At 67.4% G+C, this 14,295-nt stretch carries 12 protein-coding genes; 6 read left to right on the forward strand and 6 right to left on the reverse strand.

Features of this window, described 5'->3' with window-relative positions:
* Positions 1-525 precede the first annotated feature (525 nt).
* The 3 genes from ABR323_RS20190 to hemH all read right to left on the reverse strand — a co-directional run bounded on the left by ABR323_RS20190 (position 526) and on the right by hemH (position 4,735).
* A complete protein-coding gene (locus ABR323_RS20190; protein ID WP_439450586.1) occupies positions 526-2,631 on the reverse strand; it encodes a methyl-accepting chemotaxis protein in 2,106 nt (701 codons plus the stop codon).
* A 290-nt stretch (positions 2,632-2,921) separates the two neighbouring features.
* Positions 2,922-3,776, reverse strand: a complete 855-nt coding sequence (locus ABR323_RS20195; RefSeq protein WP_439450587.1) for an alpha/beta fold hydrolase — start codon at positions 3,774-3,776, stop codon at positions 2,922-2,924.
* Positions 3,773-4,735, reverse strand: a complete 963-nt coding sequence (hemH, locus tag ABR323_RS20200; RefSeq protein ID WP_135275595.1) for a ferrochelatase — start codon at positions 4,733-4,735, stop codon at positions 3,773-3,775. Before hemH ends, ABR323_RS20195 begins: the two co-directional genes overlap by 4 nt.
* Before the next feature lie 166 nt (positions 4,736-4,901).
* Here hemH and ABR323_RS20205 point away from each other — a divergent pair, with 166 nt between their 5' ends.
* From ABR323_RS20205 to tatC, 4 genes are all read left to right on the forward strand, one after another.
* The gene (locus ABR323_RS20205; protein WP_439450588.1) at positions 4,902-5,795 is read left to right on the forward strand and encodes a lipid-binding SYLF domain-containing protein; all 894 of its coding nucleotides are present in this window, start codon (positions 4,902-4,904) and stop codon (positions 5,793-5,795) included.
* Positions 5,796-5,870: 75 nt separating this feature from the next.
* The gene (gene tatA, locus ABR323_RS20210; RefSeq protein WP_135275593.1) at positions 5,871-6,098 is read left to right on the forward strand and encodes a Sec-independent protein translocase subunit TatA; all 228 of its coding nucleotides are present in this window, start codon (positions 5,871-5,873) and stop codon (positions 6,096-6,098) included.
* Positions 6,099-6,113: 15 nt separating this feature from the next.
* Positions 6,114-6,575 (forward strand): Sec-independent protein translocase protein TatB, encoded by a 462-nt coding sequence (gene tatB / locus ABR323_RS20215; RefSeq protein WP_439450589.1) that lies wholly within the window; start codon positions 6,114-6,116, stop codon positions 6,573-6,575.
* The gene (gene tatC / locus ABR323_RS20220; protein ID WP_135275591.1) at positions 6,572-7,321 is read left to right on the forward strand and encodes a twin-arginine translocase subunit TatC; all 750 of its coding nucleotides are present in this window, start codon (positions 6,572-6,574) and stop codon (positions 7,319-7,321) included. The genes tatB and tatC overlap by 4 nt, the downstream gene beginning before the upstream one ends.
* Positions 7,322-7,432: 111 nt before the next feature.
* On the opposite strand, the gene ABR323_RS20225 is transcribed toward tatC, so the two are convergent.
* From ABR323_RS20225 to ABR323_RS20235, 3 genes are read right to left on the reverse strand one after another with little or no spacing between them, the layout of a single operon-like run.
* Positions 7,433-8,344: a BPSS1780 family membrane protein gene (locus ABR323_RS20225; RefSeq protein ID WP_135275590.1), complete on the reverse strand. Its 912-nt coding sequence runs from the start codon at positions 8,342-8,344 to the stop codon at positions 7,433-7,435.
* 51 nt (positions 8,345-8,395) lie between these two features.
* Positions 8,396-9,142, reverse strand: a complete 747-nt coding sequence (locus tag ABR323_RS20230; RefSeq protein ID WP_135275589.1) for a glutamine amidotransferase — start codon at positions 9,140-9,142, stop codon at positions 8,396-8,398.
* The gene (locus ABR323_RS20235; RefSeq protein ID WP_439450590.1) at positions 9,114-10,949 is read right to left on the reverse strand and encodes a GspE/PulE family protein; all 1,836 of its coding nucleotides are present in this window, start codon (positions 10,947-10,949) and stop codon (positions 9,114-9,116) included. Before ABR323_RS20235 ends, ABR323_RS20230 begins: the two co-directional genes overlap by 29 nt.
* Positions 10,950-11,032: 83 nt before the next feature.
* On the opposite strand from ABR323_RS20235, the gene glyQ reads away from it, so the two are divergent.
* The gene (glyQ, locus tag ABR323_RS20240) at positions 11,033-11,944 is read left to right on the forward strand and encodes a glycine--tRNA ligase subunit alpha (protein ID WP_439450591.1); all 912 of its coding nucleotides are present in this window, start codon (positions 11,033-11,035) and stop codon (positions 11,942-11,944) included.
* An 88-nt stretch (positions 11,945-12,032) separates the two neighbouring features.
* Complete coding sequence (gene glyS / locus ABR323_RS20245) at positions 12,033-14,108, forward strand: glycine--tRNA ligase subunit beta (RefSeq protein ID WP_439450592.1); 2,076 nt, start codon at positions 12,033-12,035, stop codon at positions 14,106-14,108.
* Positions 14,109-14,295 lie beyond the last annotated feature (187 nt).

Consider the following 14,295-nt stretch of genomic DNA (forward strand, 5'->3'; position numbering starts at 1 on the left):
AAAACCCCGCTGCTCACGCAGCGGGGTTTTTCTTTGTGCGCAGGAAATACCCGGTAATGCCGACGGCTGGCCGTCAAGCCCAAAGTTCTCCCCCCGCGGTACATCCACGCCATGCGTGGATCGGGAGCATCCGGGTCCTACGCCCCCGTGGTAGATCCACGCCATGCGTGGATCGGGAGCATCCGGGTCCTACGCCCCCGTGGTAGATCCACGCCATGCGTGGATCGGGAGCATCCGGGTCCTACGCCCCCGTGGTAGATCCACGCCATGCGTTGATCGGGAGCATCCGGGTCCTACGCCCCCGTGGTAGATCCACGCCATGCGTGGATGGGATGAGCGGTGCCAACCAAGGTTGGCAGCTACCAGAGCCAGGCCAACGCGACGCGTGTTGCGGTGGTTGCCGGCCAGCGGCCGGCACTACCCGGGGTCCGGAAAGGTCTTTTCCTGACCCATCACGCAAACCACGCAAACAAAGACGGCGCCCTGCGGGCGCCGTCTTGATCAGCATCGAGTTGAAGGCCGGGATCAAGCGACCAGGGCGACCTCGCGCGGTTCCTGCTGGCGGAACACCGATACCGCCTCGGTCAGCGTCCCCGCCTGCGACTGCAGCTCGCGCGCCGCGGCGGTCGCTTCCTCCACCAGTGCAGCATTCTGTTGGGTGGCCTGGTCCATCTGCACCACGGTCTGGTTGATCTGTTCGATACCGATCGACTGCTCCTGGGAGGCGGCCGATATCTCACGCATCAGGTGGCTGACATTCTCCACGCCGCCGACAATGCCCTGCATGCGCTGGCCCGCGTCGGCCACCAGTTGTGCACCGTCACCGACCTGGCGACCGGCTTCGTCGATCAGTTTCTTGATTTCCTGGGCCGCTGCGGCCGAACGTTGTGCCAGTACGCGAACCTCGCTGGCGACCACGGCAAAGCCGCGGCCCTGCTCGCCGGCACGTGCTGCTTCCACTGCGGCGTTCAGTGCCAGGATATTGGTCTGGAAGGCGATGCCGTCGATGACGCCGGTGATGTCGCCGATCCGCTTCGATGCGTCCTCGATGGCCTGCATGGTGTCGACCACTCGCTGCATGGCGGCGTTGCCGTCGCTGGCGGCACTCTGCGTGGACGCCGCCAATGTACTGGCTTCCCGCGCATGTGCAGCGTTCTGGCGCACCGTGGCCGTCAGTTCCTCCATCGATGCTGCGGTTTCCTGCAGGTGCGCCGCCTGGCGCTCGCTACGCTCGGACAGCGCGCCGTTGCCGGCGGCAATCTCGCTGGCTGCCGTATTGATCGAGGCTGCGCACTGCTGGATGTGGCCCACCATCCGCGCCAGCTGCCCGGCGGTGGCGTTGGCATCGCGTTGGATCGCGGCGAAGGCACCGTGGTATTCACCGCGCATGCGCCGGTCGAGATCACCGTTGGCCAGGGCCGAAAGCATCTGCCGCACTTCATCGACCGTGCCGCCCAGCGTATCGAGCAGCTGATTGATGCCACCGGTCAGACCATCCAGGAAGCTGGCGCCCTCGCTGGCCTGCAGGCGCTGATCGAGATCGCCGGCGGCGGCCGCGGCGACGATGCCGGCCACGGCATTCTCAAGCGCCAGCTCATGGGTGCGGTCGTGCCATTCCACGGCGAAGCCCAGCCGTGCGCCCTGCGCGTCGAACACCGGGGTAACCACCTGCGCGAAGTGCACCGGGCCGATCCGCACCTTGCCGTGATGGGTCACCTGCAGGCCGTTGAGGATGGCGCGAATGCGGTCCGGGTTGGCATGGAAGCGATGGATGCTGCTGCCGACCAGGCGTTCGGCATCGAAATCGGGAAACGCCTGGCGCAGGGTGGCCTGCTGGTTGCGCAGCAGGGCCACCACCGATCGGTTCACGTAGCGGATCACGTGATCATTGTCTGCAATCATCATCGCCGTGCGCGATGCATCCAGCGCCTGCCGGATCTGCGCGTTCTCGGCATTGGCCTCGGCTTCGCGGCCGCGTTGCGCCTGCACGTGGCGCGCGGTATCGGCCAGCGCATGCGCCAGCGAGCCCGGTGCATAGGCCGCTGTATCCGCATGTGCGCTCAGATCGGCGCCGGTGGCGATATCGCGCGCCAGTGCAGCCAAGCGGCGTGGGCCGTGACCAAGCGCCTCGGTCTGCTGGCGCAGGCGAAGCGCGACCTCGCCGAGGAGCAGGGTCAGGCCGGCCAACAGAGCGGCCTGCAGCACGGCGGGCAGCACCGCAGCGCCAGCCAGCAACGGTGCCAGCAGTGCGAGTGTGCCGACACCGCCAGCCAACAACACCGGCAAGCGATCGCGATGACCCAGCAGCGCGCCCAGCAGCAGTGCGAATGGCAACGCCGGCGACAGGCCGACGATCGCACACACCAGCGCCAGTTGCAGTGACAGCAGCAGTGCCAGGCCGTTGCGGGCGACGACCCGGCCTGCCTGCGGCCCGGCCAGCCACACGGCAGGCACTACCGCCGCGGCGGCCAACGAGGCATTCAGCACCTGCGGGCCACGCAGGGCCAGCAGCAGGCCGGCCACGGCCAGCGCCGCACTGCCCAGCAGCAGGCGACGATCAGCACCACGCGCGAGCTGCTGCAGATGTGGCAGGCGGACGGTATCGGGGGGGCGGGAGGATGCAACGGACATCGGCGACTCCTGGATCAGCAAACGACAACGGCCACGCCCTGGCGCACGCGCAAGGGCGTGCTCATGACATGGACCGGGAATTCGGGGAATGCGACGCAATCAACGCCGCAGCGACGGGGCGCCGTGACCACATCCTGTGGGTGACGGTGCAGTAGAGCGGGCATGCAGACTTCCTTGCAGAACCAAACACACGCCGCAGGCCCGACCGGACCCGCGTGCCGCGGGCGCAGGGGCCCGCAACTGGTGTATCGGCCGCAAGCGCGCAGAGTGAAGCGCGCGCGGGCCCGGACTCAGCCGCCGTTGTCGTTGTTGAAGAAGTGCAGGATCACTTCAGCGATCCGTGCCGGGTCTTCCATGTGCAGGTGGTGGTTGCCGGGAAACACCGCCAACCGGCCATCGCGCAGGTGCCGCAGGCGATCGCTGCGCATCGGCTCCGGATAGTAGGACTGCGCCGGCGTGGCATAGATCACCTGCGTCGGGCAGGCGATGGCCTGCAGCAGGTTGTCGATCTGGCCTTCGCTGAGGCGGATCGCAGTGGGCAGCATCAGGCGCGGATCGCTGCACCAGCGGTAGCCGCCTTCCACGGGCTCGACGCCGCGCTCGACCAGCAGCCGTGCGCAGCGTTCGCTGAGCTGATTGGTCATCATCCGCGCACGGATCGGTGCGGCAAGGTCGGGAAATACACGCAGCTGCTTGCGCGCCAGCCCACGCGCGGCATTTACATGCTCGCGCAGGCGGTTGGCGGTTTCTTCTTCAGGCCCGCGCAGGCCACCGAGTGCTTCGATCGCCACCAGCCGCTCGATACGGTCGCTGACCGACGCGGTGAGGCTGGCGATGCCGGCGCCCATCGAATGGCCGAGCAGATTGAAGCGGTCCCAGCCCAGTGCATCAGCGACATCGAGCACGTGGCAGATCGCCGCTGCGGTCGTGTAGCTGGCACCCGTCGGCAGATGTGCGCTGTGGCCATGGCCGGGCAGATCGATCGCCACCAGGTGCAGCGACGACAGATGCGGCGCCAGCGGCACGAAGCTGGCCGCGTTGTCGAGCCAGCCATGCAGGGCCAGCACGCGCGGGCCGTCGCCGTGGTTGCGCAGACCGGCGACGCGCGCGCCGCCCACCTCCAGCTCAAACGGCTGCAGGCTCATGCCAGCGAGGCCACAGCCAGCCGTGCCAGCGCACGCGCGTGCTCCGGTTCGGCGTTGAGGCAGGGGATGTAGCGCATCCGTGCACCGCGTTCGGCCAGTGTTTCGGTGAAGCCCATCGCCACTTCTTCCAGCGTTTCCAGGCAGTCGGTGGCGAAACCCGGGCAGACCACGTCGATCTGCTTCACGCCGGATTCGGCCAGTGCCCACAGGCTTGGCTCGGCGTACGGCTGCAGCCAGCGTTCGCGGCCGAAGCGCGACTGGTAGCCGAGCTGCCATTGGTCGCTGGTCAGGCCCAGTGCGTTGGCGATGGCACGGGCGCTGGCCTCGCAGCGTTGCGGGTACGGATCACCGCCATCGGCCAGGCGCTGCGGGATGCCATGGAAGGAGAACATCAACGTCTGGCCGCGGCCATGCTGCTCCCAGTAGCGCCGTATGGAACCGGCAACCGCCTCGACCCAGCCTGGATCGACCGAGTAGTCGCGCACCAGGCTGACGGTCACGCCGGGGTTGCGGCGCTGCCAGGTGTCGACGCGGTCTTCGACCGAGGCGGTGGTGGTGGTCGAGTACTGCGGGTACAGCGGCAGTACCACGATGCGGCGCGCGCCCTCGGCCGCCAGGCGGTCGAGCTCGCCGGCCAGCGCCGGTTCGCCGTAGCGCATCGCATGGCGTACGGTCAGAGAGGGCAGCAGGGCCTGCATGGCCTGCGCCAGCTGGCGGGTGTACACCATCAGCGGGGAGCCTTCCGGCAGCCACACCTGGGCGTACTTGGCCGCCGAACGGCTGCTGCGCAGCGGCAGGATCAGGCCGCGCAGCAGCGGCTGCCACAACAACGCCGGGATCGAGACCACGCGGGGGTCGGACAGGAATTCAGCCAGGTAACGGCGTACGGCGGGTGCCGTCGGCGTCTCGGGCGTGCCTAGGTTGACCGCCAGCACGGCGGTATCGGGTGCGTCGAGCATGGGCGGTATTGTCGCCGATTCCGCTGTCGCGTCGGCATGCAGGGTTCGGATTGCAGTCATAGCGCGGACCAATGTGAGCAGGCAGCGCTCATTGGAGATTCATGACAACACTACTAATTTCAGTCACTTGCTATATCTTCCTATGGACTGACTTCTGGAGCCTGCCATGCGTCGCCCGATCCAAGCCCTGCTGATCGCCGCCAGTCTGCTGTCCAGCCAGGCCATGGCCGGACCGCAGGAAGACCAGCGTGCCCGCAACGCGGTACGTGTGCTGGCTGAAATCCAGGGAATCCCTGAACAGGGCATTCCTGACAAATTGCTGGACGAAGGCCGCGCGGTCATCGTCATTCCCGACACGATCAAGGCCGGTCTGGTCATTGGCGGTCGTCGTGGCCATGGCCTGATGTCCGTGCGCATGCCCAACGGCGCCTGGTCCAACCCGGTGTTCATCAAGCTCACCGGTGGCAGCATCGGCTTCCAGGCCGGTGTGCAGTCCTCCGACGTGGTGCTGGTGTTCCGCAACGACCGCAGCCTGGACAATCTGGTCAACGGCAAGTTCACCCTGGGCGCCGATGCCGGTGTCGCGGCGGGCCCGGTTGGCCGCAACGCCGCTGCGGCGACCGATGGGCAGCTCAAGGCCGAGATCTGGTCGTGGTCGCGCGCTCGTGGCCTGTTCGCTGGCGTGGCCCTGGATGGCGCGATCCTGCAGATCGACGATTCGGCCAACCTCGACGCCTACGGCAGCAACACCACGCCGCGGATGATTTTCGAGGGCCGCGCCGCAGGCTCGCCGTCGATGGATGTGGTCGCCTTCCGCGACCGCCTGGAAGAGGCCACCTACGCCGCACGCAACAACCGCAACGGCAATGGTGGCAACGCCCCGCGCCCGGCAGCCGCCCCGGCCGCCGCGCCGGCGCCTGTTCAGGCAGCGCCGGCCGCACCGGCCGAAGCCACCACCGCGCCGCTGCAGAACGTGCCGCAGACCCCGCCGCCGCAGCAGCAGGGCTTCCAGCCGGTTACCGACGGCGAAATCCGCACGGAAACGCTGGGCGGAAACTGACTTTCGTCACGCGCGCCGGCTAACACCCGGTGCGCTATGCTCGACAGCCTGATCACTAACGTAACGAGCGTCTTTATGGGCAGTTTCAGCATCTGGCATTGGTTGGTCGTGCTGGCCATCGTCCTGCTGGTGTTCGGCACCAAGCGCCTGACCAGCGGCGCCAAGGATCTCGGTTCGGCGGTCAAGGAATTCAAGAAGGGCATGCGCGACGAGGACAAGCCGAACGCGCAGCTGGGCGATGAATCGCGCAGCCAGGACGCCTCGCGCACCGCGCAGGACGAGCACGACCGCAACCCACGCTGATCCGGAGCGGTTGCGGTGTTTGATATCGGCTTCAGCGAACTGCTGGTGATTGCGGTGGTCGCCCTGGTGGTGCTCGGTCCCGAGCGCCTGCCCAAGGCGGCCCGCTTTGCCGGCCTGTGGGTACGTCGCGCCCGCAATCAGTGGGATTCGGTGAAACAGGAACTGGAGCGCGAACTGCAGGCCGAGGACATCAAGCGGCAGATGCAGGACGTGCGCCAGGGCATGCAGGACACCGAGAACCAGCTGCGTGCCAGCGGTGAGGCAATCCGCCGCGAAGCGCAGGAGGCACAGCAGCAGAGCGATACGCTGGCGCAGGAGGTACGCGCGCCGGCGCCTGCGGATCTGCCGCCACACATGAGCGCCTCGCCCGACGCCGATGCGCCGGCACAGGAGAGCGTTGCTCCCGAGCCGACGCCGGCGACACCCCTTGAAGCCGGTGCGCCGCCGCCGCAGAGCAGCCCGGAGCGCCAGCCATGAGTGAACACGATTTCGGCGAAAGCTCGCTGGTTGAACATCTGGTGGAACTGCGCGGCCGTCTGGTGCGCGCGCTGCTGGGCCTGGGCGTGGTGCTGCTGGGCCTGCTGCCGTTTACCCAGAAGCTGTACAACGCCCTGGCCGAACCGCTGGTCTCGCAGCTGCCGAACGGGCAGACGATGATCGCCACCAATCCGGCCGGTGCTTTCTTCGCGCCACTGAAGCTGACCTTCTTCGTCGCCCTGTTCGTGGCGGTGCCGTGGCTGCTGTACCAGTTGTGGGCGTTCGTCGCTCCGGGCCTGTACGCGCGCGAGAAGCGCCTGGCGGTGCCGTTGCTGGTGTCGTCGGTGCTGCTGTTCTACGCCGGCTGTGCCTTCGCCTACTTCCTGGTGTTGCCGGCGGTGTTCCACTTCCTCACCACCTTCAGCCCGGACGTGATCGCGATCACCCCGGATGCGAACGCCTACCTGGACTTCGTGCTGGCGATCTTCTTTGCCTTCGGCGGCAGCTTTGAACTGCCGGTGGCGATGGTGATCCTGGTGCTGCTGGGCTGGGTGACGCCGCAGCAGTTCAAGGAAGGCCGTGGTTACGCGATCGTCGGCATCTTCGTGGTCGCAGCGGTGCTGACCCCGCCGGACGTGGTCTCGCAGCTGATGCTGGCGATCCCGATGTGCCTGCTCTACGAGCTCGGCATCCACGCTGCACGCTGGCTGGTGCCGTCATCGGTGGTGAAGAAACCCGCCGCGTGAAAAAAGGGGACGGAGGGGATTAAGTCGTTTGCGCCACTGTGCGGCTAACGACTTAATCCCCTCCGTCCCCTTTTTCTATCCACGCATGGCGTGGATCTACCTGCGCGCTGGTCAGGCGTGGAACACGTCGCTCGAGGTCGGCGTGGTTGGAATCGGCGGCGCCGCGCGGCTGCCGCGATGCACGAACATCTGCTTCCACGCGGCGTAGACCGCGCCGACATACAGCGGCATCAGCACCGTGGTCAGCACCAGCTGGGCGATGAAGGCCGCGGCCAGCGGGCCGCCGACCAGCATCGCGATCTGGATCACGATCACGAACAGGATGTACATGCAGAACGCGGCGATCAGGCCGAGCGCTGCAAACACGATCATCGCGCCGATGTTCTCGATGCAGCCCTGCAGGCTCAGGCGCAGCGCGTGCATGCCGCTCTGCTTGTCGAACACCACCAGCGCCGGCTGGGTGAACATCGCCAGCGACAGTGCCACTGCACTCAGGAACACCAGCAGCATCCACAGTGCGATGCGCTTGGCCGGCAGGTTGGCGACCAGCGCAGCGGCATCGTCCGGCTTGATCTGCTGGCCGCTGCGGCTGATTTCTTCCATCTTGGTCATGACCTCGCTGAAGGCGGTGAAGCCCTCGCGGCCGATCATCAGGAACAGCAGCGCGCCCAGCAGCAGTACTGCCAGTACCTGGATCGCCAACGGCACCAGCAGGTGGCTGACGCGGTGGTCGCGGATCGGCTGCAGCAGGTGCGAAGCCAGGCCCGGACGACCTTCGTCGATCTCGCCCACGGCGTACAGCATGCCGCCGAACATGATCGGCGAGATGGCCAGGGTCATCAGCTGCACGGCCATGCCGGCCGCGCCGGGAATCAGCGTCGACAGCAGCGTGACCACCCAGCTCACCAGCAGCCAGGTCAGGCCGATCCGGGCCAGCTGCAGCGGCGCACGCCGGTACAGCGAGAACGTATCCAGCAACCATTGGGCGCCCGCCGAGGCCGGCAGCTTGCGAATCTCTTTCATGGACATCCGGGAGGGGCAGAAAGGGGGCCGGGCAGTCGCCCGTGCCGCCGATTATCCCTGTTTTGCTGTCGGCTGGGCTGAAGACGATCGCGCCTGGCGGACGAAGCGGCGCAGCAGCTGGCGGGCCAGCGGTGCCGCACTCACGGCACGCTCGATGCTGCGGGCACAGCCACCGTGGCGACCGATGCAGTCGGCGCGCGCACGCACGTAGCCGCGCATGTGGTGGGTGGCGAACTCCGGATGGAACTGCACGCCCCAGGCCTGGCGTCCCCAGCGGAAGGCGTGGCAGCCGTCCAGCGGCGAGCGCGCCAGCACCTCGGCACCATCCGGTGCGCGCAGCACGGTCTGCAGGTGGGTGGCATGGGCAGCGAAATGATGCGGCAGGCCCTGGAACAGCGGGTCCTGCGCGGCCTGTGGCTGCAGCTCCAGTTCGATCGTGCCCGATTCGCGACCGGCCGGGTTGTAGGCCACCTCGCCACCCAGCGCGTGCGCCAGCAGCTGGTGGCCGTAGCAGATGCCGAACACCGGCAGGTTGTCGTGGGCGGTCTGGCGCAGCCACGCCGCGCTGCGCTCGCTCCACTCGGCATGGTCGGTGACGAAGGCGGCCGAGCCGGTTACCAGCACGCCGGCGAAGGCATGCGGATCGGGCAGGGCGCCACCGTGTTCGACATCGACCACCACCGTCTCGCGTTCTTCGAGTCCGGCGGCGACGCGGATCCAATGCGGGAAGCGCCCGTAGCGGCGCAGTGACGGCACCGGTCGGCCGGTTTCAAGGATCAGGAACGGGGCTGGGTTCATCCGGGGGCGGCAGCACTGACAGGACTTCCTCGATTGTAGTCAGCCCCTGCGCCACCTTTTCAAGTCCGGCCTGACGCAGGGTTCGCAGCCCTTCAGCCCGCGCGGCACGGGTGAAACCGGCCAGATCCATGTCGGCACGGATCTGCCCGCGCAGCCGCGAACCCAATGGCAGCAACTCATACAGGCCGATGCGACCGAGGAATCCGGTGCGCCGGCACTCCAGGCAGCCGACCGGCCGACAGGGCGTGGCGGCATCTGGATATGCGGCATGGCTATCAGCAAGCACCGCCCAATCGGCGGCGCTGAGGCTGTGCGGCTGCTTGCAGTGCGGGCACAGCGTGCGCACCAGGCGCTGGGCGAGGATGCCGTTGAGGGTGCTGGCCAGCAGGTAATGCGGCACGCCCAGGTCGAGCAGGCGGGTAACCGCCGACGGCGCGTCATTGGTATGCAGGGTGGACAGCACCAGGTGGCCGGTCAGCGAAGCCTGCACCGCCATCTGCGCGGTTTCCAGATCGCGGATCTCGCCGATCATGATGATGTCCGGGTCCTGCCGCAGCAGGGTGCGCACGCCGCTGGCGAAGTCCAGGTCGATGTTGGTCTGCACCTGCATCTGGTTGAATTCGGGCGCGATCATCTCGATCGGGTCCTCCACCGTGCACACGTTCACGTCCGGCGTGGCCAACCGCTTCAGCGTGGAGTACAGGGTGGTGGTCTTGCCCGAACCGGTCGGGCCGGTGACCAGCACGATGCCGTGCGGGCGCTCGACCAGCGCATTCCAGCCGGTGGCCTCCTGCGGGCTGAAACCGAGCTGGTCGATGCTCTTGAAGGCGGCATCCGGGTCGAAGATGCGCATCACGCACTTCTCGCCGAAGGCGGTGGGCATGGTCGAAAGGCGCATCTCGACCTCGCGGCCGCCCGGCGAGCGGGTCTTGATGCGGCCGTCCTGCGGGCGCCGGCGCTCGGCCAGGTCCATGCGGCCAAGTACCTTGATGCGGCTGACCACGGCGGTCATCACCGCCGGCGGCACCTCGAACACCTTGTGCAGCACGCCGTCGATGCGGAAACGCATGCGTCCCATCTCGCGGCGCGGCTCCAGGTGGATGTCGGAGGCGCGCTGCTCGTAGGCGTACTGCAGCAGCCAATCGACGATGTGGACGATGTGCTGGTCGTCGGCGTTGACGTCGCCGGTACGACCCAGCTCCACCAGCTGCTCGAAGCTGGGCAGGGTGGTGTTGGCCTCGCCGCGCACGTCGCCGCGGGCACCGCGCACCGAACGGGTCACCCCGTAGAACTCCATGGTGTAGCGGTGCAGGTCCAGCGGGTTGACCACGGCCAGCTCGATGCGGCGCCGGGTCAGGTGCTGCAGGTCGCGGCGCCATTCCTGCACCAGTGGCTCGCTGGTGGCCACCAGCACGCGCTCGGCATCCACCGCCAGTGGCAGGAAGCGGTGGCGACGGGCATACGCATGTGAGACCAGTGCGGTGACGGCGGCAACGTCGACGCGGGTGGGATCGATACGCAGGTAGCGGCTACCGGTCCGTTGGGCCAGCCATTCGCTCAGGCGTTCCAGGGTCAGTTCGCCGCCGCCGCTGGCGGCCAGCTTGAGGTTGGACAGCAGCACCAGCGGGTGCACTTCACTGGCGTTGCGCGCGCCCTGCGCCGAAAACCGCATGCGCTCACGGTCCTGTTCGGCCACCAGATCATCGGCGACCAGGGCCGCGGCAATCTGCTCGAACTGCAGGCGCCCCCAGGGCAGCGGTACGCCGCCAGCCTCGCCGGGCGTGCCCACCGGCAGCCGATGCTCCATCTGCCTGCTCCTCCCGGGTACGGAATGCCCCGCAGGTCGGCCGTTATACTAGCGCACCCCCTTGCCGGCCAAGACTCGTCCGCATGTCCGCGACCCCGACCGTTCCGATCACTTTCCAGGGCCTGATCCAGACCCTGAACCAGTTCTGGGCCCAGCAGGGCTGCGTGCTCATCCAGCCGCTCGACCTGGAGGTGGGCGCCGGTACCTTCCACCCGGCCACCTTCCTGCGTGCGATCGGTCCGGAAACCTGGAATGCGGCCTACGTGCAGCCCTCGCGCCGCCCGACCGATGGCCGCTACGGCGAGAACCCGAACCGCCTGCAGCGCTATTACCAGTACCAGGTGGCGATGAAGCCGGCGCCGGACAACATCCAGCAGCTGTACCTGGATTCGCTGAAGGCACTGGGCATCGACCCGCTGGTGCACGACCTGCGCTTCGTCGAGGACAACTGGGAATCGCCGACGCTGGGTGCCTGGGGCCTGGGTTGGGAAGTGTGGCTCAACGGCATGGAAGTAACCCAGTTCACCTACTTCCAGCAGGCCGGTGGCCTGGAGTGCCGCCCGGTGCTGGGCGAGATCACCTATGGTCTCGAACGCCTGTGCATGTACCTGCAGAACTGCGACAACGTCTACGACCTGGTCTGGACCTACGGCCCGGACGGCCAGCCGGTGACCTACGGTGACGTCTACCACCAGAACGAGGTGGAGCAGAGCACCTACAACTTCGAATACGCCGACGTGGAAGAAATGTTCCACCGTTTCGACGCCTGCGAGCGTGAAGCGCAGAAGCTGGTGGAAGTGAACCTGCCGCTGCCGGCCTACGAACAGGTGATGAAGGCCAGCCACACCTTCAACCTGCTCGATGCGCGCCGTGCGATCAGCGTGACCGAACGCCAGCGTTACATCCTGCGCGTGCGCGCGCTGGCCCAGGCGGTGGCCAAGGCGTACTACGAGCAGCGCGAGAAGCTGGGCTTCCCGGGTGCGAAGAAGGCCTGACCGCCGCTTCCACTGCCATCCGCTTTTCATCAATTACCCGGGGCGCCGGACGCGTTGCGCGCTGCGCCCCCACCACAGGATCGAACCGATGAGCCAACTGTCCCCCCTGCTGATCGAACTGGGCACCGAGGAGCTGCCGGTCAAGGCGCTGCCGGGCCTGGCCCAGGCCTTCTTCGACGGTGTTGTCGAAGGCCTGCGCAAGCGCGGCGTCGCGCTGGAACTGGGCGATGCACGCCCGCTGTCCACCCCGCGCCGACTGGCCGTGCTGCTGCCTGGCGTCGGTCTGGAACAGCCGGAACAGCACAGCGAAGTGCTGGGCCCGTACCTGAACATCGCGCTGGACGCCGAAGGCCAGCCGACCAAGGCCCTGCAGGGCTTCGCCGCCAAGGCCGGGATCGACTGGACCGCGCTGGAGAAGACCACCGACAACAAGGGTGAGCGCTTCGTGCACCGTGCGGTGACCCCGGGCGCGAGCACCGCCAGCCTGCTGCCGGATATCCTGCGCGAGGCGATTGCGGCGATGCCGATTCCCAAGCCGATGCGCTGGGGCGACCACGCGTGGGGCTTTGCGCGCCCGGCGCACTGGCTGGTGCTGCTGCACGGTGCCAAAGTGGTCGAGGCCGAGCTGTTCGGCCTGCAGGCCGGCCGCGTCAGCCGTGGCCATCGCTTCCACCACGACCAGGCCGTGTCGCTGGCACAGCCGCAGGACTACGTTGAAGCCCTGCGCGCCGCGTTCGTGCTGGTCGACCCGAACGAGCGCCGCGCGCGCATCGTCGCCGAGGTCGAGGCCGCTGCGGCCAAGGCCGGTGGCAGCGCACGCATCACCGACGACAACCTGGAGCAGGTGGTGAACCTGGTCGAATGGCCGTCGGCGGTGCTGTGCAGCTTCGAGCGCGCGTTCCTGGCGGTACCGCAGGAAGCGCTGATCGAGACGATGGAGATCAACCAGAAGTTCTTCCCGGTGCTGGATGCCGCTGGCACCCTGACCGAGAAGTTCATCGGCATCGCCAACATCGAATCGAAGGACGTGGCCGAAGTGGCCAAGGGCTACGAGCGCGTGATCCGCCCGCGCTTCGCCGATGCCAAGTTCTTCTTCGACGAGGACCTGAAGCAGGGCCTGGTATCGATGGGCGAGGGCCTGAAGACAGTGACCTACCAGGCCAAGCTGGGCAGCGTGGCTGACAAGGTGGCACGCGTGGCTGCACTGGCCGAAGTGATCGCACCCCAGGTCGGCGCCGACGCAGTGCAGGCCAAGCGGGCTGCCGAGCTGGCCAAGAACGACCTGCAGTCGCGCATGGTCAACGAATTCCCGGAACTGCAGGGCATCGCCGGCCGCCACTACGCCGTGACCGGTGGCGAATCGGCCGAGGTGGCGCTGGCCATCGACGAGGCCTACCAGCCGCGCTTTGGTGGCGATGACATCGCACTGTCGCCGCTGGGCAAGGTGCTGGCCATTGCTGAACGCGTGGACACGCTGGCCGGTGGTTTCGCCGCAGGCCTGAAGCCGACCGGCAACAAGGACCCGTTCGCCCTGCGCCGCAACGCGTTGGGCCTGGCCCGCACGATCATTGAAAGCGGCTTCGATCTGGACCTGCGCGCGCTGCTGGCCAGCGCCAACACCGGCCTGGCCGCGCGCAATGTGCAGGCCGACGTCGGCGAGCTGTACGACTTCATCCTCGACCGCCTGAAGGGCTACTACGCTGACAAGGGCGTGCCGGCCACGCACTTCAACGCCGTGGCCGAGCTGAAGCCGGCTTCGCTGTACGACTTCGACCGCCGCCTGGATGCGATCGGCACCTTCGCCGCGCTGCCGGAAGCCGAGGCGCTGGCTGCGGCCAACAAGCGTATCCGCAACATCCTGCGCAAGGCAGAAGGCGACATTCCGGGCCAGATCGACCCGGCGCTGCTGCAGGAAGACGCAGAGCGCGCGCTGGCCGAAGCGGTCACCGCGGCCATCGACGACACCGGCGCCAGCCTGCACCAGAAGGACTACGTGGCCGTGCTGGCGCGCCTGGCCCGCCTGCGCCCGCAGGTGGATGCCTTCTTCGATGGCGTGATGGTCAATGCCGAGGACCCGGCACTGCGTGGCAACCGCCTGGCGCTGCTGACGATGCTGGGTGAACGCCTGGGCAAGGTTGCAGCGATCGAGCATCTGTCGAGCTGACGGGTACCTGCCATCCACGCATGGCGTGGATCTACCGGGCCCGTCGGTCATGGACCATCGATGTCCATCGGGGTCATTGCCGGCATCGCGCACGATGCCGGCATCCTCGCCCGCAATCACGATGATCGCCACAAAGGCGCGCATTTTGACTGCCACTTAACAACCGATCCCCAATGACGTGATGCAT

The sequence above is a fragment of the Stenotrophomonas sp. ATs4 genome (genome assembly GCF_051861585.1).
GTDB lineage: Bacteria > Pseudomonadota > Gammaproteobacteria > Xanthomonadales > Xanthomonadaceae > Stenotrophomonas > Stenotrophomonas maltophilia_AS.

Excerpts from the sequence above, each read along its gene's own strand:
- ABR323_RS20190 (WP_439450586.1), bottom strand. The coding sequence starts at position 2,631 with ATGTCCGTTGCATCCTCCCGCCCCCCCGATACCGTCCGCCTGCCACAT.
- ABR323_RS20195 (WP_439450587.1), bottom strand. The coding sequence starts at position 3,776 with ATGAGCCTGCAGCCGTTTGAGCTGGAGGTGGGCGGCGCGCGCGTCGCC.
- hemH (WP_135275595.1), bottom strand. The coding sequence starts at position 4,735 with ATGCTCGACGCACCCGATACCGCCGTGCTGGCGGTCAACCTAGGCACG.
- ABR323_RS20205 (WP_439450588.1), top strand. The coding sequence starts at position 4,902 with ATGCGTCGCCCGATCCAAGCCCTGCTGATCGCCGCCAGTCTGCTGTCC.
- tatA (WP_135275593.1), top strand. The coding sequence starts at position 5,871 with ATGGGCAGTTTCAGCATCTGGCATTGGTTGGTCGTGCTGGCCATCGTC.
- tatC (WP_135275591.1), top strand. The coding sequence starts at position 6,572 with ATGAGTGAACACGATTTCGGCGAAAGCTCGCTGGTTGAACATCTGGTG.
- ABR323_RS20225 (WP_135275590.1), bottom strand. The coding sequence starts at position 8,344 with ATGAAAGAGATTCGCAAGCTGCCGGCCTCGGCGGGCGCCCAATGGTTG.
- ABR323_RS20230 (WP_135275589.1), bottom strand. The coding sequence starts at position 9,142 with ATGAACCCAGCCCCGTTCCTGATCCTTGAAACCGGCCGACCGGTGCCG.
- ABR323_RS20235 (WP_439450590.1), bottom strand. The coding sequence starts at position 10,949 with ATGGAGCATCGGCTGCCGGTGGGCACGCCCGGCGAGGCTGGCGGCGTA.
- glyQ (WP_439450591.1), top strand. The coding sequence starts at position 11,033 with ATGTCCGCGACCCCGACCGTTCCGATCACTTTCCAGGGCCTGATCCAG.
- glyS (WP_439450592.1), top strand. The coding sequence starts at position 12,033 with ATGAGCCAACTGTCCCCCCTGCTGATCGAACTGGGCACCGAGGAGCTG.